The sequence below is a fragment of the Streptomyces bicolor genome, assembly GCF_000719285.1.
Lineage (GTDB): Bacteria > Actinomycetota > Actinomycetes > Streptomycetales > Streptomycetaceae > Streptomyces > Streptomyces bicolor.
On the sequence record NZ_JOFS01000051.1, the window covers coordinates 1 to 20426 of the forward strand.

Annotated in this window: 21 protein-coding genes; 12 read left to right on the plus strand and 9 right to left on the minus strand. The window is 69.7% G+C overall.

The window, feature by feature from the left end; genetic code table 11:
• The first annotated feature begins 37 nt into the window (after positions 1-37).
• The 4 genes from IF78_RS0139525 to IF78_RS0139540 all read left to right on the plus strand — a co-directional run bounded on the left by IF78_RS0139525 (position 38) and on the right by IF78_RS0139540 (position 2156).
• Positions 38-217 (plus strand): hypothetical protein, encoded by a 180-nt coding sequence (locus IF78_RS0139525; protein ID WP_031487402.1) that lies wholly within the window; start codon positions 38-40, stop codon positions 215-217.
• 193 nt (positions 218-410) lie between these two features.
• Positions 411-1001 (plus strand): BlaI/MecI/CopY family transcriptional regulator, encoded by a 591-nt coding sequence (locus IF78_RS50095; protein WP_234439964.1) that lies wholly within the window; start codon positions 411-413, stop codon positions 999-1001.
• Positions 1002-1010: 9 nt separating this feature from the next.
• Positions 1011-1574, plus strand: coding sequence for an amino-acid N-acetyltransferase (locus IF78_RS0139535; protein ID WP_031487404.1), 564 nt, complete (start codon positions 1011-1013; stop codon positions 1572-1574).
• A gap of 246 nt (positions 1575-1820) precedes the next feature.
• On the plus strand, positions 1821-2156 hold the full coding sequence (locus tag IF78_RS0139540) for a histone-like nucleoid-structuring protein Lsr2 (protein WP_007498879.1): 336 nt from the start codon (positions 1821-1823) through the stop codon (positions 2154-2156).
• Between the two features lie 186 nt (positions 2157-2342).
• Here IF78_RS0139540 and IF78_RS0139545 read toward each other — a convergent pair whose 3' ends face one another.
• Positions 2343-3047, minus strand: a complete 705-nt coding sequence (locus IF78_RS0139545) for an SCO3374 family protein (RefSeq protein ID WP_031487405.1) — start codon at positions 3045-3047, stop codon at positions 2343-2345.
• Between the two features lie 432 nt (positions 3048-3479).
• Between IF78_RS0139545 and IF78_RS0139550 the strand changes: the two genes are divergently transcribed.
• Positions 3480-6005 carry an ATP-dependent Clp protease ATP-binding subunit gene (locus tag IF78_RS0139550; protein WP_031487406.1) on the plus strand — a complete coding sequence of 842 codons (2526 nt, stop codon included), beginning with the start codon at positions 3480-3482 and terminating at the stop codon, positions 6003-6005.
• Positions 6006-6082: 77 nt separating this feature from the next.
• Here IF78_RS0139550 and IF78_RS0139555 read toward each other — a convergent pair whose 3' ends face one another.
• Entirely contained in the window at positions 6083-6721 is a 639-nt protein-coding gene (locus IF78_RS0139555) for an HAD family acid phosphatase (protein WP_031487407.1), read from the minus strand.
• Between the two features lie 496 nt (positions 6722-7217).
• Here IF78_RS0139555 and IF78_RS0139560 point away from each other — a divergent pair, with 496 nt between their 5' ends.
• Positions 7218-7811 carry a M23 family metallopeptidase gene (locus IF78_RS0139560; protein WP_031487408.1) on the plus strand — a complete coding sequence of 198 codons (594 nt, stop codon included), beginning with the start codon at positions 7218-7220 and terminating at the stop codon, positions 7809-7811.
• Between the two features lie 13 nt (positions 7812-7824).
• Here IF78_RS0139560 and IF78_RS0139565 read toward each other — a convergent pair whose 3' ends face one another.
• Positions 7825-8412, minus strand: coding sequence for a TetR/AcrR family transcriptional regulator (locus IF78_RS0139565; RefSeq protein ID WP_031487409.1), 588 nt, complete (start codon positions 8410-8412; stop codon positions 7825-7827).
• Positions 8413-8530: 118 nt separating this feature from the next.
• Here IF78_RS0139565 and IF78_RS0139570 point away from each other — a divergent pair, with 118 nt between their 5' ends.
• From IF78_RS0139570 to IF78_RS0139580, 3 genes are all read left to right on the plus strand, one after another.
• Positions 8531-10123 (plus strand): MDR family MFS transporter, encoded by a 1593-nt coding sequence (locus IF78_RS0139570; RefSeq protein ID WP_031487410.1) that lies wholly within the window; start codon positions 8531-8533, stop codon positions 10121-10123.
• Positions 10124-10201: 78 nt separating this feature from the next.
• A complete protein-coding gene (locus IF78_RS44420; RefSeq protein ID WP_051828581.1) occupies positions 10202-10690 on the plus strand; it encodes a helix-turn-helix transcriptional regulator in 489 nt (162 codons plus the stop codon).
• A gap of 44 nt (positions 10691-10734) precedes the next feature.
• Positions 10735-11169, plus strand: coding sequence for a VOC family protein (locus tag IF78_RS0139580; RefSeq protein ID WP_031487412.1), 435 nt, complete (start codon positions 10735-10737; stop codon positions 11167-11169).
• A gap of 15 nt (positions 11170-11184) precedes the next feature.
• On the opposite strand, the gene cseC is transcribed toward IF78_RS0139580, so the two are convergent.
• From cseC to IF78_RS0139605, 5 genes are all read right to left on the minus strand, one after another.
• Positions 11185-12735 carry a two-component system sensor histidine kinase CseC gene (gene cseC, locus IF78_RS0139585; RefSeq protein WP_425314642.1) on the minus strand — a complete coding sequence of 517 codons (1551 nt, stop codon included), beginning with the start codon at positions 12733-12735 and terminating at the stop codon, positions 11185-11187.
• 11 nt (positions 12736-12746) lie between these two features.
• The gene (gene cseB / locus IF78_RS0139590; protein WP_031487414.1) at positions 12747-13451 is read right to left on the minus strand and encodes a two-component system response regulator CseB; all 705 of its coding nucleotides are present in this window, start codon (positions 13449-13451) and stop codon (positions 12747-12749) included.
• A gap of 109 nt (positions 13452-13560) precedes the next feature.
• Positions 13561-14166 (minus strand): hypothetical protein, encoded by a 606-nt coding sequence (locus tag IF78_RS44425; RefSeq protein ID WP_051828583.1) that lies wholly within the window; start codon positions 14164-14166, stop codon positions 13561-13563.
• Positions 14167-14306: 140 nt separating this feature from the next.
• A complete protein-coding gene (locus IF78_RS0139600; protein ID WP_003999062.1) occupies positions 14307-14846 on the minus strand; it encodes a SigE family RNA polymerase sigma factor in 540 nt (179 codons plus the stop codon).
• A 314-nt stretch (positions 14847-15160) separates the two neighbouring features.
• Positions 15161-16096 carry an HhH-GPD family protein gene (locus IF78_RS0139605; RefSeq protein ID WP_031487416.1) on the minus strand — a complete coding sequence of 312 codons (936 nt, stop codon included), beginning with the start codon at positions 16094-16096 and terminating at the stop codon, positions 15161-15163.
• Positions 16097-16327: 231 nt separating this feature from the next.
• Between IF78_RS0139605 and IF78_RS44430 the strand changes: the two genes are divergently transcribed.
• Positions 16328-18082, plus strand: a complete 1755-nt coding sequence (locus IF78_RS44430; protein ID WP_037642420.1) for a histidine kinase — start codon at positions 16328-16330, stop codon at positions 18080-18082.
• Positions 18079-18738 carry a response regulator transcription factor gene (locus IF78_RS0139620; RefSeq protein ID WP_031487417.1) on the plus strand — a complete coding sequence of 220 codons (660 nt, stop codon included), beginning with the start codon at positions 18079-18081 and terminating at the stop codon, positions 18736-18738. Before IF78_RS44430 ends, IF78_RS0139620 begins: the two co-directional genes overlap by 4 nt.
• Positions 18739-18762: 24 nt before the next feature.
• Here IF78_RS0139620 and IF78_RS0139625 read toward each other — a convergent pair whose 3' ends face one another.
• Positions 18763-19395, minus strand: a complete 633-nt coding sequence (locus IF78_RS0139625) for a phosphatase PAP2 family protein (RefSeq protein ID WP_199921458.1) — start codon at positions 19393-19395, stop codon at positions 18763-18765.
• A 186-nt stretch (positions 19396-19581) separates the two neighbouring features.
• On the opposite strand from IF78_RS0139625, the gene IF78_RS0139630 reads away from it, so the two are divergent.
• A complete protein-coding gene (locus tag IF78_RS0139630) occupies positions 19582-20403 on the plus strand; it encodes a hypothetical protein (protein ID WP_078662773.1) in 822 nt (273 codons plus the stop codon).
• The last annotated feature ends 23 nt before the right edge of the window (positions 20404-20426 follow it).

The following is a 20426-nucleotide window of genomic DNA, read 5'->3' on the forward strand; positions in this document are numbered from 1 at the left end:
CCCCCCCCGCCACGCACCCCCTGGCTACCCTGGACGCATGGACTACGTCTCCGCACTCCTCCCCCCGGTCGTCATGGCCGTGTTCTTCATCGGTGTGATCAGGGTGATCGTGAAGACCCAGGGCGGAGCCAACAAGGCCAAGGAGGACGCGGCCGTCGACGCCGCCCTCGCGCGGGCGGAGGGCACCCGCCAGGCCTCCGTGAACCCGGACGCCTGAGCGCCCGCACGCGGCGCAAACCGGCGAACACTGGCGAACACCGGCGTACGACTCAAGCCGACCGCTTTCGAGTCGTACGCCCTTTTTGTCGCCGTTCGCCAGAGAAGGCACCCGTCCGACACGCCAACACCCAGAACTCCCACTATTGTGCTGAGCTGTGCCTCGCCCATTGGGAGAACTCGAAGACGCGGTCATGACGCGGGTGTGGAAGTGGAACCGCCCGGTGACCGTCCGAGAAGTCCTGGAAGATCTCCAGCAGGAACGGTCCATCGCGTACACCACGGTGATGACCGTTCTGGACAATCTCCATCAGAAGGGCTGGGTACGCCGCGAGGCGGAAGGCCGCGCCTATCGATATGAGGCGGTCTCCACACGAGCCGCCTACGCGGCCGCCCTGATGAACGAGGCCTGGTCACAGAGCGACAACCCCGCCGCCGCACTCGTCGCCTTCTTCGGCATGATGAGCGACGAACAGCGTGAGGCCCTGCGAGACGCCGTACGCATCGCCCAGGGCCCGGAAACGCCCCGCCCCACGGAACCCCCCGATACACGTCGCGTAACGGGCCCCGATACCGGCACCACGGATACCGCCCCCACCGATACCGGCAGCGATACCAGCGCCGATACCAGCAGCGATACCCGTCGAACCGATACCCCCGGCCCCGATAGCGACGCTCCCGATACCGCCCCTACGGATACCGCCCCCGCCGATACCAGCCCGGATACCCGCACCGAAACCGGCCACGAGAACCCCGGCTCGGCGCAGGAGCCCGGCGGGCGATAGCGTCCGCTCATGTCAGCAGAGAGCCACTCCGCCGAGAGCCCCTCGGCGGAGAGCCCAGAAGTCACCGCAAAAGCCATCACCGTCCGCCGCGCCCGCACCAGCGATGTCCCGGCGGTGCGTCGTCTCCTTGACGAGTACGTCCAGCGTCGCATCCTGCTCGACAAAGCCACGGTGACGCTTTACGAGGACATCCAGGAGTTCTGGGTCGCGGAACGCGACGACAACGGCGAGGTCGTCGGCTGCGGCGCCCTGCACGTGATGTGGGAAGACCTGGCAGAAGTCCGCACTCTCGCGGTGAAGCCCGGCCTGAAGGGTGCCGGCGTCGGTCACCAGTTGCTGCAGAAGTTGCTGCACACCGCGCGTTGGCTGGGCGTTCGACGGGTTTTCTGTCTGACCTTCGAAGTGGACTTCTTCGGCAAGCACGGCTTCGTCGAGATCGGCGAGACCCCGGTTGACACCGATGTCTACGCGGAGCTGCTCCGTTCCTATGACGAGGGCGTGGCAGAGTTCCTCGGTCTCGAACGAGTGAAACCGAACACCTTGGGCAACAGCCGGATGCTTCTGCATCTGTGATCGCCGAGCATCCACCGGGATCCACAACCCGTATTCCGGCCGAGCGGCCATGCCCGGGTTCCCTATGTCCGAAACGCGCATGTTTCCGGACGGTGGTCGGGCCGCTGGGTCTCTCCCGGGGGTTTGTGTTTTCTCCGCAAAAGCGGTTTGCTTTCCGACGTACTGCAGTACTGCATATAACAGGGGACGGCGAAACGGCGGACGCCGCGACCCCCGGCCCTCAAGTTATCGATGAAAGGAAATCCGGTGGCACAGAAGGTTCAGGTCCTTCTTGTCGACGACCTCGACGGCGGCGAGGCGGACGAGACCGTGACGTTCGCGCTGGACGGCAAGACGTACGAGATCGATCTCACGACTGCCAATGCGGACAAGCTCCGTGGCCTTCTCGAGCCTTACGTGAAGGGCGGTCGTCGTACCGGAGGCCGCGCTTCGGGTGGCCGCGGAAAGGCGCGCGCCGCTTCCGGTGGCAGCCAGGACACCGCGCAGATCCGCGCGTGGGCCAAGGAGAACGGCTACGAGGTCAACGACCGCGGCCGTGTCCCCGCGTCCATTCGCGAGGCATACGAGAAGGCCAACGCCTGATCCAAGGCCAAAGCTGACCTGCAAACAGGCCGAAGACCTGCTCCACGGACAAGGCCTTCGCAATGGACGGGGTTTGCTCCACGGACAGGTCCTGCTCAACAGGCAGAGTTCTGCTCAACGGCAGAATCTGCTCCACAAGCAGGGTCTGCTCCACGGACAGAACCTGCCCCACGGACAGAACCTGCCCTACGGACAGGCCGTCGGCTGGGCGCCCACACGCCGCAGCCGCAGACGGTGGCAGTGCGTCGCCACCGTGTCCAGCACCCGCACCAGATCGGGGGCGCCCCCACCGCCCCCCATGGCCGACAGCGTCGGCAGCGAGGCCTCGACCTCGCCCCCAGGCTCGGGGGGCCGCAGCCACACGGCGGCCCCCTGCACGGCACAAGTGCGGTCCAGGGGAAGCGGCCGCACCGCGCAGGCCCCCGACGGGCCGGGACGCCGTACGGCCGCCCTCGGCCCCGGATCGACGGGATGCCGTACGACCGTCACGGGTCCCCACTCGGATGGCAGGGGCGCCTCCATGAGGTCCCCCTCGCCGAGTGTCGCCAGGTCCAGGGGCAGCGTGCCCCACTCCAGCCAGTCCAGTGCCCCCGGCACCTCCTCCGCGCTGCCCGCGGCGATGAGCAGCCGCATCCGGTCGCCCCGCACGGCCACCGGGGAGCCGGGCCTCAGGTGGCGCAGTGCCGCGCGGCCCGCCGCGGCCGGAACGTCCAGTACGTCGAAGCGTGGACCCACCCGAAGGCGCGGCGGGGATCCGGGTGCCCCGGGCACCACCGGCCAGCCCAGTTCGTTCTCGTACCAACGACGGACCTGACCGCTCGGATCGAGCGGCCGACGGGGGAGGGGGATCGTGGCGTGGTCCGTGGTGATCACGGGGCGGGTGCCGACCATGCCAAGTGCAACCGCCGAATGAGCATTCGGGTTACGCTGTGTGTCCTAGCGGATGCGCAGGGTGCTGAAAAGGGGGCGTGCGGGGGGTGTGGGGAGGCGCAAGGTTGTTCGCCCGTAGCGGAGGGAACCGGGGGGCGCGGCATGGAGTGTCAGTCCCAGCGGGTAAGACATCCCTAGTGGGAGGGGGCGACACGCAGGACAGTGGGTCTCACGTTCGCCATCGGCGTACTGATGGTGAGGGTAACCACCTGGCCTGCGGGAACATCGTCTCGCACCATCGGGTTGGAGCAGATGTCGGCGTTAGCGGGGTCAGGAGGCCATCGACGGTGTCGGCAGTTGGAATGAGCGGTCCCCGCTTGCGGGACTAAGCTGCGGAAGGACAGGGAGGGGAAGTTCCCCCCACTGCCTGACCGCTCTGAGGAGCGATTAACGATGTTCGAGAGGTTCACCGACCGCGCGCGGCGGGTTGTCGTCCTGGCTCAGGAAGAAGCCCGGATGCTCAACCACAACTACATCGGCACCGAGCACATCCTCCTGGGCCTGATCCACGAGGGTGAGGGTGTCGCCGCCAAGGCCCTTGAGAGCCTCGGGATTTCGCTCGAGGCGGTCCGCCAGCAGGTGGAGGAGATCATCGGCCAGGGCCAGCAGGCCCCGTCCGGGCACATCCCCTTCACCCCCCGTGCCAAGAAGGTCCTGGAGCTGTCGCTCCGCGAGGCCCTTCAGCTGGGCCACAACTACATCGGCACGGAGCACATCCTGCTCGGCCTGATCCGTGAGGGCGAGGGCGTCGCCGCCCAGGTCCTGGTCAAGCTGGGCGCAGATCTCAACCGGGTGCGGCAGCAGGTCATCCAGCTGCTCTCCGGCTACCAGGGCAAGGAGACCGCCACCGCCGGCGGGCCTGCCGAGGGCACGCCCTCGACGTCCCTGGTCCTCGACCAGTTCGGCCGGAACCTCACCCAGGCCGCTCGTGAGTCCAAGCTCGACCCGGTCATCGGGCGCGAGAAGGAGATCGAGCGGGTCATGCAGGTGCTGTCCCGCCGTACCAAGAACAACCCGGTCCTGATCGGTGAGCCCGGCGTCGGCAAGACCGCCGTCGTCGAGGGTCTCGCCCAGGCCATCGTCAAGGGCGAGGTGCCCGAGACCCTCAAGGACAAGCACCTCTACACCTTGGACCTCGGCGCGCTGGTCGCCGGCTCCCGCTACCGCGGTGACTTCGAGGAGCGCCTGAAGAAGGTGCTCAAGGAGATCCGCACCCGCGGCGACATCATCCTGTTCATCGACGAGCTCCACACGCTGGTCGGTGCGGGTGCCGCCGAGGGCGCCATCGACGCGGCCTCGATCCTGAAGCCGATGCTGGCCCGCGGTGAGCTGCAGACCATCGGTGCGACCACGCTGGACGAGTACCGCAAGCACCTGGAGAAGGACGCGGCCCTCGAGCGCCGCTTCCAGCCCATCCAGGTCGCCGAGCCGTCCCTGCCGCACACGATCGAGATCCTCAAGGGTCTGCGCGACCGGTACGAGGCCCACCACCGCGTCTCCATCACGGACGAGGCGCTGGTCCAGGCCGCCACCCTGGCCGACCGGTACATCTCGGACCGCTTCCTGCCGGACAAGGCGATCGACCTGATCGACGAGGCCGGTTCCCGGATGCGCATCCGCCGGATGACCGCTCCGCCGGACCTGCGCGAGTTCGACGAGAAGATCGCCGGTGTCCGCCGGGACAAGGAGTCCGCGATCGACTCGCAGGACTTCGAGAAGGCCGCCTCCCTGCGCGACAAGGAGAAGCAGCTCCTGGCCGCCAAGGCCAAGCGGGAGAAGGAGTGGAAGGCCGGCGACATGGACGTCGTCGCCGAGGTCGACGGCGAGCTGATCGCCGAGGTCCTCGCCACGGCCACCGGCATCCCGGTCTTCAAGCTGACCGAGGAGGAGTCGAGCCGCCTGCTGCGCATGGAGGACGAGCTCCACAAGCGGGTCATCGGCCAGGACGACGCCGTCAAGGCGCTGTCGAAGGCGATCCGCCGTACGCGTGCCGGTCTGAAGGACCCGAAGCGTCCGGGTGGCTCGTTCATCTTCGCGGGCCCGTCCGGTGTCGGTAAGACCGAGCTGTCCAAGGCGCTCGCCGAGTTCCTCTTCGGTGACGAGGACGCGCTGATCTCCCTCGACATGTCGGAGTTCAGCGAGAAGCACACGGTGTCGCGTCTGTTCGGTTCGCCCCCCGGCTACGTGGGCTACGAAGAGGGCGGCCAGCTGACTGAAAAGGTCCGCCGCAAGCCGTTCTCCGTCGTCCTGTTCGACGAGGTCGAGAAGGCCCACCCGGACATCTTCAACTCGCTGCTGCAGATCCTGGAGGACGGTCGTCTGACCGACTCCCAGGGCCGGGTCGTGGACTTCAAGAACACGGTCATCATCATGACGACCAACCTCGGCACCCGGGATATCTCCAAGGGCTTCAACCTGGGCTTCGCGGCCTCGGGTGACACGAAGACCAACTACGAGCGCATGAAGAACAAGGTGTCGGACGAGCTCAAGCAGCACTTCCGCCCCGAGTTCCTCAACCGCGTCGACGACGTGGTCGTCTTCCCGCAGCTGACCCAGGGCGACATCCTGCGGATCGTCGACCTGATGATCGGCAAGGTGGACGAGCGCCTGAAGGACCGGGACATGGGCATCGAGCTCTCCCAGTCCGCCAAGGAGCTGCTGTCCAAGAAGGGTTACGACCCCGTGCTGGGCGCGCGCCCGCTGCGTCGCACGATCCAGCGTGAGATCGAGGACTCGCTGTCGGAGAAGATCCTCTTCGGCGAGCTGCGCCCCGGTCACATCGTGGTCGTGGACACCGAGGGCGAGGGTGAGACCAAGACCTTCACCTTCCGCGGTGAGGAGAAGTCGGCGCTGCCGGACGTCCCGCCGATCGAGCAGGCGGCCGGTGGAACCGGGCCGAACCTGAGCAAGGAGGCCTGACCCTCAGCGGGTTGAGCCGAAGAAAGGGGCCGGTGCTTCCAGCACCGGCCCCTTTCGCATGCCCAGGAGGAGGGGGCTTACGACAGCTGCCCGTTGTAGTCCGGCAGCTTGTACGTCTTCTCGGCGTGGCCGCCCGACAGGTCGGTGGCGCTGTTGCCGATGTTCGCGATGATCGTGTAGCCCTTGTTCTCGATGTCGGCGCGCTGGGCCGTCTTGTAGTCCGCGACGTTCTTGAAGAGGTCGAGGAAGCTGCGCACGTAGAGGCCGGAGACCTGGTAACCGACGTGCTTGAGGTTGTAGTCGGTCACCGAGTAGATGATGCCCGGGCGGGCGGTCACGAAGAACAGGGAGACGCCGTGCTCCTGGGCGTACTCGGCGACCTCCAGGACCGGCGCGTTGGCCGGCTGCGGGTAGCTGAAGCCGAAGTCCGTCTCCAGGGTCGTGTTGTCGATGTCGAGGACGATCGCCTGCTTCTCGCCCGGCTTGGGGTTCGCGATCCGCTGCTTCAGATAAGGCAGCGCCTGGTCCATCACCGCCTGGCAGTCCTTCTGCCATGTGTCGTAGTCGACGTCCTCCGCGGCGGCCGTGAGGGCGGCCGTGGCGGAGGTGCTCGTCGGGGCCGAGGTCGCCGCTTCGGCGGGGACCGCGAGGGCCACGAGGGCGGCTGCGGAGGCGGTGCCGACCGCTATGCGGCGCGCCCAGGGGCGAAGCGTCATGTGGGGGGTCCTCTCACGTCACGTGCGCGGGCTTGTCGCGTGCATGTTCGTGTGCGGGAGTGGCCGGTGGGGAACCAGCGGGTTACCGGACGGTAGCTCATGTTGAGGCGTCGCTCACATAACTGCGCAGGATTTCGTTACGAGTTGAGGGATCGGCCGCGTAGCGCCGGTCACATTCCGGGGTCTCTTGATTGCACTCGGCGGTGACATGCCGCACAGGCGATTTGTCCGTTACTAGTGGGAATAGTGGAAACGGGCTGGGGGGACAAAAAGGACGTTCACTCTGGAATCGACCTGTGGATTTCGGCATCCATGCTGGTTCGTCCGGAATGGCGGCTCTGTCAAGATGCGGTGATTTTTATGACGGAGTACTACTGTCCGTCGTAGATAAGGGGTTTTGGGGTTCGGGGTTCTGGGGGTTACCAAGGGATGGCCATCCGGCGAGCGCCTAGTGCGTCGGGTGGTTTTCTCTGCCGTCGACCCCATGAGGTTTCGCATGTCCCCGCGCTTCTCGTTCCGTTCGCCCCGTACGTCCGCGTTCCGCACTCGTGCCGCTGTGGTCGCCGCCGGCCTGGGGGCCTCGGTCGTGCTGGGCGCCGGAGGCGCGGTCGCAACCGAGCTGACTGCCGCCACCGGTGTCTCCACCGCCGTACAGGCCCAGTCCGCAGCCGCCTCCTGGGTGAGCCCGGTGAAGAAGTACACGAAGTCCGCCAGCTTCGCGCAGGCCGGCGGCATGTGGCAGTCCACCCACAGCGGGCAGGACTTCGCCGTCCCGAGCGGCACCCAGGTCGTGGCCACGCACGGCGGCACCGTCGTCAAGGCCGGCGGCAACGGCGCCGGTGACGGTCCCGCGTACGGCAACGCCATCGTCATCAAGCACGGCAACGGGACGTACTCCCAGTACGCCCACCTGTCGCGCGTCGACGTGAAGATCGGCCAGGTCGTCAAGACCGGTCAGAACATAGCCAGGTCCGGCAACACCGGTAACTCCAGTGGCCCGCACCTGCACTTCGAGATCCGCAAGACCGCCAACTACGGTTCCGCGGTCGACCCGGTGGCCTTCCTGCGGGCCAACGGTCTGAAGATCTGAGTCTGCGAGTCGTTCAGGCGCCCTTGTGCGCCTGGGTGATCAGATCCGTGGCGACCTCGAGGATGGCCTTGCGCTTTTCCTCGGGGTCGCCTTCGAGGTCCTTCATCACGAACATCCCGGCGTGCATGGTGAACAGCGCGCTGATGCAGCGGACCTGGTCGACCAGGTCGGTGTCCGGGTCGATGATGATGTCGCGCATGCCGAGCATGCGGCTCTTGAACATCTCGCCGATGCTCAGTTCGCGAACCGTCGCCTGGTTCTCCTGCATGAAGCGGAACAGCGGTTCCGCGTCGGTCAGGGCCTGGCTGTAGCGGCGCAGGATCTCCTGCTTCGTGTCGAGGGAGTGCGGCTGCCGCCTGCCCCACTCGATCAGGTCCTCGATCGGCTTCGTCAGATCCTCGAAGAGGCTGACGATGATCTCTTCCTTGGTCTTGAAGTGGTAGTACAAGGCCGCTTTCGTGACCTCCAGGCGCTCGGCGATCTCGCGCAGGGAGGTCTTCTCGTACCCCTGCTCGGCGAAGAGTTCGAGGGCCACGTCCTGGATGCGCTGGCGGGTGTTCCCGCGGCGCCGCTGCTTGGTGCCGTCCATGGTGCCACCCATCCTCGTACTCCTCGGCTTTCCAGAAAACTTACTTGACGCCCGGCTAGTTACGCGCCTACCTTCCCTGAGTGTAGACAACTAGCCGGGCGGCAAGTAAGTGGCCGGGGGAGTGGGAACCATGGCGGACATACAGGAAGTTGACGCGGGACCGAAGGGACCTGCCGACAAGCAGCCGAAGAGCGTACGGGTCGTGCTGCTCGCGCTGATGATCACGATGATGCTGGCGATGCTCGACAACATGATCATCGGCACCGCGATGCCGACGATCGTGGGTGAACTGGGCGGGCTGGAGCATCTGTCGTGGGTCGTCACGGCATACACGCTGGCCACTGCGGCCTCCACTCCGCTGTGGGGCAAGCTCGGCGACATGTACGGGCGCAAGGGCGTCTTCATGTCGTCGATCGTGCTGTTCCTGATCGGGTCCGCGCTCAGCGGCATGGCCCAGGACATGGGGCAGCTGATCGCGTTCCGGGCGGTGCAGGGGCTCGGCGCCGGTGGTCTGATGGTCGGCGTCATGGCGATCATCGGCGACCTGATTCCGCCGCGGGAGCGCGGCAAGTACCAGGGCATGATGGCCGGGGTGATGGCGCTGGCGATGATCGGCGGACCGCTGGTCGGCGGCACGATCACCGACCACTGGGGCTGGCGCTGGGCGTTCTACATCAACCTGCCCCTCGGGGTCGTCGCGCTCGCCGCGATCAGCGCTGTCCTGCATCTGCCGAAGAAGCGGGCGCAGGCGCGGATCGACTATCCGGGGGCGGCGCTGCTGACCGTGGGCATCACCGCGATCGTGCTGGTGACCACGTGGGGCGGTACGGAGTACGCCTGGACCTCCGCGCGGATCATGGAGCTCATCGGGATCGGTGTGGCCGCGCTGGTCGGGTTCGTCTTCTGGCAGACAAAGGCCGCCGAGCCGGTGGTTCCGCTGCACATCTTCCGCAGCCGCAACTTCACGCTGATGTCCGTGATCGGGTTCATCACCGGGTTCGTGATGTTCGGCGCGACGCTGTTCCTGCCGCTGTACCAGCAGTCGGTGCAGGGCGCTTCCGCCACGAACTCCGGGCTGCTGCTCCTGCCGATGCTCGGCGCGATGCTGGTCACCTCGATGGTCGCCGGGCGGGTGACCACCAACACCGGGCGCTACAAGGTGTTCCCGGTCCTCGGCAGCGTGCTGATGGTCGTCGGGCTGTACCTGCTGTCGACGATGGACACCGGGACCAGCCGGTTCATGTCCGGCGTGTTCATGGCCGTGGTCGGCTTCGGCATGGGCTGTCTGATGCAGATCACCATGCTGGTCGCGCAGAACAGCGTCGAGATGAAGGACATGGGCGTCGCGTCGTCGTCCACCACGCTCTTCCGTACGCTCGGATCCTCGTTCGGCGTCGCGATCATGGGCGCGCTGTTCAACAACCGGGTGCAGGACGTCATGGCCGAGCGGGCCGGGTCGCTGGGCTCGAAGGTGACCGAGCAGTCGGCACAGCTCGACGCGGCGAGCCTCGCGAAGCTGCCGGAGGCGGTGCGGGAGGCGTACCAGCACGCGGTGTCGGCCGGGACGCAGTCGGCGTTCCTGCTCGGGGCTGTGATCGCCGTGCTGTCCCTGGTGGCGGCCGTGTTCGTGAAGGAGGTGCCGCTCAAGGGGGCGGGGCCGGCTGCGCCTGGCCGGGAGGGCGTGAACGCCCCGGCGCGGGAAGGTGTCGCTGAGTCCGTCTGAGGTCCTGGGGGCTCCGCCCCCAGACCCCCGGTCCACTGACCGACGTCACTGTCAGTGCCCCGTGCCACCATCGGATCCATGGACAAGGTGCGGCAGCTGCGGCTGGCCAAGGACGCCATGGACCGGGACTGGGCCGACCCAGGGCTCGATCTGGATGCCGTCGCCGCGCACGCGGGGTACTCGCGGTATCACTTCGTGCGCGCCTTCAAGGCGGCGTACGGCGAGACACCGGGCCAGTATCTGACGCATCGGCGGATCGAGCGGGCCGAGGAGTATCTGCGGGCGGCCAATCTGACCGTCACCGAGATCTGCCATCTCGTCGGCTTCAGCAGCCTCGGCACGTTCTCGGCGAAGTTCAAGGCGCGGACCGGCATGGCGCCGAGCGAGTACCGGGACAAGCACGTCGGACGCGGAGCGGCTCTGATACCCGGGTGCTACGCGATGCTGTGGGCAGGGGGCTTCCGGCAGCGGGAGCCGCAGACGGCGGCCGAGAGGGAGCCGAGCAACCGGGGGAGAGAAACCGGAAGAGCAACTTTGGAGAAGCGCGCTGACGGCGCCCCTGCCTAACGTGACGGCAAGGAACACAAGGCAGACCACGGGAGAGCACCGACATGATCAAGGGCCTGGGCATCACCACCGTCTGGACGTTCGACCAGCAGCGGACCAAGGCGTTCTTCATCGAGAAGATCGGCTTCGAGGAGCGGACAGATCTCTCCATGGGCGATATGCGGTGGGTCACCGTGGGGGCCAAGGACCAGCCGGATGTCGAGCTGGCCCTGATGAGCCTGGACGGGCCGGGACTCGACCCCGAGTCCTCCGAGGCGCTGAAGAAGCTCGTCGGGAAGGGAGTCATCGGGGCGGGTGCCTTCCGGACCGACGACTGCCGGGGGGACTACGAGACCTTCAAGGCGCGCGGGGTGGAATTCATCCAGGAGCCGCAGGAGCGGCCGTACGGCATCGAGGCGATCTTCCGCGACGACAACGGCAACTGGTACTCGCTGACCGAGCGGAACGAGGAGCTCGACTTCTCCAAGTCGTTCGGCTGAGCCGCCCGCCCGCCGCTACGGCAGCATCGGGTAGCTCCCCGTGTTCGTCGGCGCGTGCTCCGGAAGCCAGAGGACGGCCACCGCGCCCTCGGCCCGCACATGCTCGGGCGCGCCCGCCGGGCGTACGTTGCGGAAGGTCAGGCGGGCACCCAGCACCCGGGCCTGACCTGCCGCGATCGTCAGGCCGAGGCCGTGGCCATGGCCGGAGCGGTCGCTGCTGCCCGTGCGGAAGCGGCTCGGGCCGTCGGCGAGCAGGTCCTCGGGGAACCCGGGGCCGTGGTCGCGGACCCGGATGACCCGGCCCTCGACGGTGACCTCGATCGGCGGCCTGCCGTGCCGTGCCGCGTTGGCCAGCAGGTTGAACAGCACCCGCTCCAGGCGGCGCGGGTCGGTCGTGACCTCCGACTCGTGGACGACCCGCACCTCGATGGCGGGGTCCTTCGCCGCGACCCGCCGGCTGACGAACTCGCCCAGCATGATGTCCTGCAGCTCGGCCCGCTCCGAGGCGCTGTCCAGGCGGGCCACCTCCAGGACGTCCTCGACGAGGGTGCGCATGGCTTTCGCCCGGTCCAGGACCAGCTCGGTGGGCCGGCCGGGCGGGAGCAGTTCGGCCGCCGTCAGCAGCCCGGTCACGGGTGTGCGCAGCTCGTGCGCGATGTCCGCGGTGACCCGGCGCTCCGCCTCCAGCCGCTGCTGCAGGGCGTCCGCCATGGCGTCCACAGCGCTCGCGAGGTCGTCGGTCTCGTCCCGTACGACACCCCCGATGGCGTCCCGCACCCGGACGTCCGGCTCACCGCTCGCGACCTGGTTCGCCGCGGCCGCGGCCTTGCGCAGCCGGCGCGACAGCTGCCCGCCGATGAGCACGCCGAGCGCGCTGCCGCCGAGGACCACCGCGATGGAACCGATGGTCATGGCCTGGTCCAGGCGGTTGAGGATCTGCTCACTGCGGTCGGGCCAGCCGGTGCGCACCGACAGCACCTTCCCGTTGTTGAGCGGTACGGCCGCCCAGATGTCCGGCGCCCCGCTCGGCGTGTCCGTCACATACGTCGCCCGCCGGCCCTGCTCGACCTTGTACCGCAGCGCGGCCGGCAGCGTCGGGTCGTCGATTGTGGCGTTGGGGAAGTTCAGCCGCTTGGACTGCTCGTAGGCGCGCTGGGCGATCTGGATGCGCTCGTCCGCGAGGTCGCGCGCGCTGTCCAGCATCGAGACCCGGGCCTGGTTGTGCACGACCAGGCTCAGCACGATCGCCACGAGCGCGCCGACCAGCGCGATCGCCGCGCTCAGCTTCCACCTCAGCCCGGTACGAATGGCCACCCGGCCGCCCAGCCGGCTACCGGTACGGCCGCCCGACCGACTGCCCGTACGGCTGCCCCACCGTCTGCCCGTAAGGCTGTTCATGCGGCTGCCCACCCGGCCGTTCGCCCCGCTGTCCGTGCGGCCGTCCATGTGCCCGCCCACCCGTGCGCCCGCAGCACCGATCATGCGCGCCTCCGCCATGCCCGCCGGGTCCGTGGGCCCCGCGCTCCCCGCGCCCGACGGCGCCGGGCGTCTGAACATCCCCCGCATGCCCGCCCCGCTCAGGCCTTCAGCTTGTAGCCGAAGCCACGGACCGTCTCGACGCGGTCCTGGCCGATCTTCTGCCGAAGCCGCTGCACATGGACGTCGACGACCCGGGTGTCCCCGCCCCAGCCGTAGTCCCACACGCGCTCCAGCAGCTTGTCCCGCGACAGCACCGTGCCCGGCGCCGAGGAGAACTCCAGCAGCAGCCGCATCTCGGTCGGCGTGAGCGCCACCGGCCGGCCCGCCCTGCGCACCTCCATGCCCTCGGTGTCGACCTCCAGGTCGCCGAAGGTCAGCACCCCGCCGGTGGCGGCCGTATCGGCCTCCTCCGCCCGGTCGCCGCCGCTCGCGTGCCCGAAGCGGCGCAGCACCGCGCGGATCCGCGCGACCAGCACGGCGCCGTCGAAGGGCTTGGTCACGTAGTCGTCCGCGCCCGCCTCCAGGCCCAGCACCACGTCGATCGAGTCGGCCCGCGCCGAGAGCATGATCACCGGCACGGTCGACTCGTCCCGGATACGGCGGCACAGGCTCACCCCGTCCAGGCCGGGGACCATGACGTCAAGCAACGCGATGTCCGGCCGGTTCGCCCGGAACGCCTCCAGGCCCGACAGCCCGTCGGGCATGGCGGTGACCGCGAAGCCGTCCCGCTCCAGGGCGAGTTGGGTGGCCTCGCGGATGACGTCGTCGTCCTCGACGAACAGAACGTGGGTCTGGTCTGCCATCCCGGTGCTCTCAGTCCTCGTGTGCCGTGTCTGTTGCCTGCAGGGTGTCCACTTGGTGGACGCGCGCAGCGGCCGATGCGTTCACCGCCGTGGCCGCCGCACCCACTCCTCAGGAGTCGGGCGTCGCCGACTCGGCGCCTCCGCCGAGGTCGCCGTACTCGGTGCGCTGGTCGTACTTCTGGACGAAGCGACCGGAGATCCACTTGTATGAGATCACGTTCTCGCTGGACGGGTTCGACAGCGCGTCGTCCTTGGCGTACACCTGCTCGGTCACCACCAGATAGCCGCGGTCGATCTCCGCGTAGACCGGAGGCTCCTCGGCCTTGAACACATTGTGGTACGCGCCGTCCTGCTCCCGGTACACGTACGAGGCGACGCTGACCAGATCGCCGCAGGACAGGACGTTGACCACGATGTCGTCCGCCGGGCCGCCGGTCAGATCGCCGTACGTCACGTCGACGGGATAGTCGTCGGACACGCACGGCTTCAGCGCCCGCTTGACCTCCGACGAGACCTTGGGGTCCGCCTTGACCAGGCGGGCGGCCTCCGTCGGATCCGGGGCGGGCGAGGCGGAGGGCGAGGCCGCGGGCGCGAGCGACGACGAGACGGCGGAGCCGCCCATCGCGTCGGCGTGGGCCGGCCCCTCGTCACGGGCGCCGGTGCCGCCGGTGCCGCACGCGGTGACGAAAAGGGCGAGGGCGACGACCACGGCCATCGCCGTGAACGCCGCCTGCAAGGTCCCCCGGACGGGTAGGGGGCCGGGGCGGTGGGGTCCGATCTCCGCGGAGTCCCCGTCCGTACCCCTGTCCGCCTCGTCGGCCCCGTCCGTGTGCCCGGTGTCGCCCGCCGTGGTGCCTAGGCCGCGCAACGCTCCCGCTCCTCACGCTCCAGCGCGCGTGCGTCCAGATCGCGGCTCTCCAGCTCCTCGCGGAGCCGGGCGAGCGCCCGGTGCAGCGTGCTCTTGACCGTTCCGGCCGACATGCCGAGGGCGGCGGCCGTCTCCTCCGTGGACATCTGCTCCCAGTGTCGCAGCACCACGACGCTGCGCTGCTTGGGCGCCAGCACCTTCATGATGTCCATCAGCAGGGCGCGGTCCGCGTGCTGCTCGGTGGAGTCGTCGACCGAGGCGTCCGGGAGCTGCTCCGTCGGCACCTCCTCCAGCTTCCGCGCCCGCCACCACTCGGTCCGCGTGTTGATCATCACGCGGCGCAGGTAGGCGTCAGCGAGCCGCTTGTCCGCTATGCCGTCCCAGCGGTGGTACGTCCGTACCAGCGCCGTCTGCAGCAGGTCCTGGGCGTCCACCGGGTCCGGGACCAGCCGGCGTGCACTGCGCAGCAGCGCGTCCTGCCGCGTGCGGACGTACTCCTCGAACTCGAGCACCTCTCCCTGCGCCATGTTGACCGCCTCCCGATTCCCCGTCCCCGGCCGGCTCGTTCGCCGTCGGTGCCACTGCCTGTGGTTCGTAGTCGTCCCCGCCTGTCGGGCACGGAAATGAAGCTACGGAGGCGTTGTCACGGGGGTGTCCGAAGCAGCCTGCGGCTAGCGCTCGGCTGTCCGTCGGTTGTGTAACGGAATCAGGAAACGGACAAAACGGGGGAGTGGATTCGATGGGTATGGGGTGATTTGCCGGTGTGGCGGCCGTGCAACAGCCATACGGCTGCTGTGTGTGGTGTGTTGCAGAGGCTCTGTGGCTGTGATGTGACTGTGCGTCAGGTCAGGGGCAGTCGGTACGCCCCGCCCGGCAGCGGCTCCACCAGACCGTCCGCGACGAGGCCGTCCAGCGCACGGGCGCGCTGCACCGGCTCGTGCCACACCCGGTCGAGGGCCGCCTGCGGCACGGGGCCGTGGGCCTCGCGCAGGACGGCGAGCAGCTTGCCGCGCACCTGGCGGTCGGTTCCGGCATACGTCTGGCCGCGGCGCGGCGGCCCCTCGTGCTCCGGCTTGCCCGCGACCCGCCAGGCGCACTGGGCGGCGATCGGGCAGCGGTGGCACGACTCGTTCCTCGCGGTGCACACCAGCGCACCCAGCTCCATGGAGGCCGCGGCCCAGCGTGCGGCGGTGCGGTCGTCGTCGGGGAGCAGGGCGCGGGCGAGCTTGCGCTCGGCGGCCGTCGTGGCGTTCGGCGGGTACTGCACGCCCGTGACGGCACGGGCGAAGACGCGGCGGACGTTGGTGTCCAGGACGGGGTGCCGCTGGCCGTACGCGAAGGACGCCACGGCGGCCGCCGTGTACTCACCGATACCGGGCAGCGCGAGGAGCTGGGCGTGGTCGGTCGGCACGTCCCCGCCGTGCCGTTCCGCTATGGCGACGGCGGCGCCGTGCAGCCGCAGCGCGCGGCGCGGGTAGCCGAGCCGGCCCCAGGCGCGCACGGCCTCGCCGGGAGCGTCCTTGGCGAGGTCGGCGGGGCGGGGCCAGCGGGTGAGCCACTGTTCGTAGACGGGCAGGACGCGGTTCACCGGCGTCTGCTGCAGCATGAACTCACTGACCATCACTCCCCAGGGGCCGGCCTCGGGGCGCCGCCAGGGGAGGTCGCGGGCGTTGTCGTCGAACCAGCCGATCACAGGGCTGTGCAGGTTCTCTCCGAGGGTGGGGCCGGAGAGGGCGTTGCCGGGGCTGTGGGCTGAGGGCTTTGTGGGCGCAGTCATGGCCCTTCCGATCCTGCCACGTTGGGGGCGGTCGGGTGGGTAGGCGGCGGTGCCGGTGCGTTGGTGGCTGCCGGTTCGTGTTCGGTTGCGGTCCCTGGGGGCTGCCGCCCCCAGACCCCGCTTCGGCCCTTGAGGAGCCTCGTCCGCAAGCGCCGGACGGGCTGAAGAGGCGCTCCGCACCTGACGATCGACAGCAGTGCCGCCCCGTCTCCCGCTTGTAGCGTCGTCCGGATGGAACGTCCTCGCATATGGCGGGCCTGCCTCCTGTGGGCCGTCCTCGTGTCGCCCGCGCTGACGGCCGACCGGCTCGGGATGAACGAGCCGCGTGCCGTGTGGCAGCAGGTGGCCGGGGCGGTCGTACTCGCGGCTGCGGTCGCCGTGGCCCAGCGGCAGCCCTTGGCCGCCTTCGCGCTGACGGCCGTACTGGGCCTGGCCGCCGCCCCCGCCCTCTTCACCGTCTCCTACGGCCCGGCCCTCGGCGTCTTCGCGCTGCTGCTCGGTCTGCGTGCGGCGCGGGTGCGCCCGGCGTTGGTCGTCTTCGGGGCCGTCGGCTGTCTCGGGACGGCGCGGATCGCGCTGTTCGGGGTCGATCCGGCGCCGGAAGGGGTGGTGCTGACGGGCACATTGCTCTTCGGCTGCGTGTTCCCCTGGCTCGGCGGCCGGTACTGGCGGCAGAGCCGTCAGCTGGCCGAGGCCGGCTGGACGCGGGCCGCGCGGCTCGAGGGTGAGCAGCGCATCGCCGAGGAGCGCGCCCGGCTGCGCGAGCGGGCGCGGATCGCCCAGGACATGCATGACTCGCTGGGGCATGAGCTGAGCCTGATCGCCCTGCGCGCGGGCGCCCTCCAGGTCGCCCCCGACCTCCCGGACCACCACCGCACCGCCGCGGCCGACCTGCGCGCTGCGGCCGCCGACGCCACCGAACGCCTGCACCGCATCATCGGCGTCCTGCGGGAGAAGGACGAGCCGGTGTCCCTGACCCCTCCTGGCGAGACCGTCGAGCAACTCGTGGCGCGGGCCGCGGAGTCGGGGCTGGCGGTGCGGTGGGAGGCGCTGGGAGGCGGTGACGTGGTGTGGCGGACGGAGTCGGTGGGGGCGCAGCTGACGGGCGCGGTGGGCGGCGGTGCGGTGGCGTGGCCCGCGGAACCGACGCGGGACGGCGCCCGTGGGCACTCCACGGCCCTGGAGCCCGGCGGCATCGCCGAGCGGGTCGTGTACCGCGTGGTCCGCGAGGCCCTGACCAACGCCGCCCGGCACGCCCCAGGCGCCGAGGTCACCGTGGCGGCGGCCCGGGAGGCCGACGGCGTCACGGTCACGGTGACCAGCGGACAGGGCTCGGCGGTTGGTGGCGCGCCACCAGGCAGGCAAGGCACGCCGGAGGGACCGCACGCGCCGGACACACCGCACGCACCGGCCCACCCCGGCGGCACCGGACTCCAAGCCCTCCGTGCCGCCGTCACCGCGGTCGGCGGCGGCTTCGAGGCCGGTCCGTACGGAGACGGATTCCGCGTGCGGGCGTACGTCCCCGAGCGGGCCGCCGCCACAGCCGTACGGCCGAACGCGACCGGGGCCTCGGCGCCGTACGCCCCCTTCACCCGCGCCCGTCGCCGCATCGCGCTCGCCTTCGCGGCCGCCGTCGGCGCGGGCGTCGTGCTCGTCGGCGGGGCGTTCGCCTGGTACGCGTACACGGAGACCCACTCGGTGCTGTCGCCCGCGGCCTACTCCGAGCTGCGCCTGGGGGCGTCAGCCCACGACCTGGCCGGCGTCCTGCCGGACCGCACCGCGCGGGACGCCCCCGTGGAGCGCGCGCCCGAGCCGCCCCCGAAAGGCAGCGCCTGCCGGTACTACCGTGCGAGCGGCGAACTCCTCGTCTCCGTCGACCACTTCAGGCTCTGCTTCGACGACGCGGGGCGGCTGATCGCCAAGACCGTGATCCCCAGGGCCGGTCTGTCCCAACGCCCTTCCACGGATGAGGAGTTCGCACGGTGATCCGCGTACTGCTGGCCGACGACGAGGCGATGGTGCGGGCCGGTGTGCGCGCCATCCTGGCGAGCGGCGGTGAGACCGAGGTCGTCGCGGAGGCGGGCGACGGGCGCGAGGCGGTCGAACTGACCCGCGCGCACCGGCCGGACGTGGCCCTGCTGGACATCCGTATGCCCCGCCTGGACGGACTCGCCGCCGCGGAGGAGATCGTACGGACCGTCCCCGGTACGGCCGTGGCGATGCTCACCACCTTCTCCGAACAGGCCTACGTGGCCCGCGCCCTCGGCGGCGGCGCGACCGGCTTCCTGCTCAAGTCGGGGGATCCCTACGAACTGATCGCCGGGGTAAGGGCGGTGGCGGGCGGCGCGGCCTTCCTGTCGCCGAAGGTCGCGCGGTACGTCATCGACGGACTGGGCGGCAGCGACGGGCGACTCGGCCGCGAGGCCGCCGCACGCGCGCGCGTGGCCGAGCTCAGCCCGCGCGAGCGCGAGGTGCTCGGGCTGGTCGGCGCGGGCTTTTCCAACCCGGAGATCGCCGCCCGGCTGCACCTGGTGGAGGGCACGGTAAAGGCGTATGTGAGCTCGGTGCTCGACCGGTTGGGGGTGCGCAACCGGGTGCAGGCGGCGATCGTGGCGTACGAGGCGGGGTTGGTGGAGTCGTGAGGCGGGTTGGGGGAGCGTGGGGGCTCAGCGCATCTCGTGCGTCGGGCGACGCTGCGGTCCCGGGCCCGTGAACCACCGCACGGCAGGCGCCGACGAGGCCCGCATCGCCTCGGCCAGCCGGACCGCCGGAAGGGTGCCGAGCCGTACGGCGGCCGCCGCGACGACCGCACCGACGAGGAGACCCGCCACGACGTCACGCGGATAGTGCACCCCGACGAAGACCCGGGAGAAGGCCATCAGCAGGGCCAGTGGAGCCGTCAGCCGGATCAGCGCGTGCCGGGTCAGGGCCAGGGTCACGGCCGCTGCTCCCGCGATGGTGGCGTGGTTGCTGGGGAAGGACCAGTCGCCGGGCGACGGGCAGGCGATGAGCGGGGCGGTCGCGTCCGGCACCGCCCGGCACGGACGCTCCTGAGTGACAACGGACTTGAGCACCTCACTGCACACGTAGGCCACAGCCGTGGCCACAGGTGCAAGGGCCGCGATCGCGAAGTCACGGGCGCTGTCGCCCCTGGCTCGCCACCACGTAGCGGCGAACAGCGCGGCGAACAGCAGCAGTCCGGCCTCCGTCCATATCTCCGCGGTGTGCTGTACCCACGTTGGGGTGTCGTGGGCGAAGTCGGTGATGTCGCGGTAGAGCTCGGCGTCCTCGAAGTCCATGGTCACGGACCGTAGGCGGCGGGCCGATACCGTCACATCCTGCGATCGACAGGTGCCGCCCCTGACGGAAGACAGGGGTGGAACGGCCGCCCCCGGGCGGTTTCCGGGATGATGATCCGGAAAAGTTGCGGCTCTCGGCGGCGGGTGGAGCAGGCTGACGCACCGATCTCTCGTACAGTTTGCGCCGTGGGATCTCTGCGTAATCCGGTCGGGCCGCTTCCCTCCTCCATCTACTGGCGACGGAGGGCCGTACTGCTGTCTGTGGTCGCCCTGTTGGCGCTGCTGATCACCTGGGTGCTCGCAACGGGTGGCGGCGGCGACAAGAACAACGCCGGCGGGTCGGACGGCAAGAATCCCGCGCCCTCGACGATCACGCCGGGTCCGTCGGGTTCGGGGCCGGCGATCAGTCAGGCGCCGGGCGGCCGGGACGAGTCGCCCGGCGGCGGGGATTCCGGTGGGTCGGGGTCCGGTGACGGCTCCGGTTCCGGAGACGGCAGCGGGTCCGGGGACTCCGGCGGGTCGGATGGCTCGGGCAGCGGATCCGCAGGGGGCGGCTCCGGCAGCGGGGTCGGTGTGGACGACACGGTCGCCGACGGCTCCACGATGCCCGACTGCATCGCGGGCCAGGTCAAGTTGACGGTGCGGAGCCTGCACAACGCGTACGAGCCGGGCCAGACGCCGGCCCTGCTGCTGACCGCGACGAACTCCTCCACCTATGACTGCAAGGTCGATCTCGGTCCGCGGAACGCGGTGGTGACGATCACTCAGGCGGGCGCCGACGACGACTTCTGGTCCTCCGACGACTGCCCCGAGATCTCCCGCAGCCTGCCCTTCCGGGTGCCCGCCGGTTCGAGCATCACCTACACGGTGAAGTGGGACCGCACCGCGAGCGCCCCGCAGTGCGCGACACCGGCCGCCGGGACGGCCGAGGCGGGCACGTACCTGGTGGAGGCAAAGACACCGGGCTTCGGCACGGTCCAGACGTCGTTCGTCCTGGAAAACGACTAGCGACGGTTCTCGCGGAGTCGAGT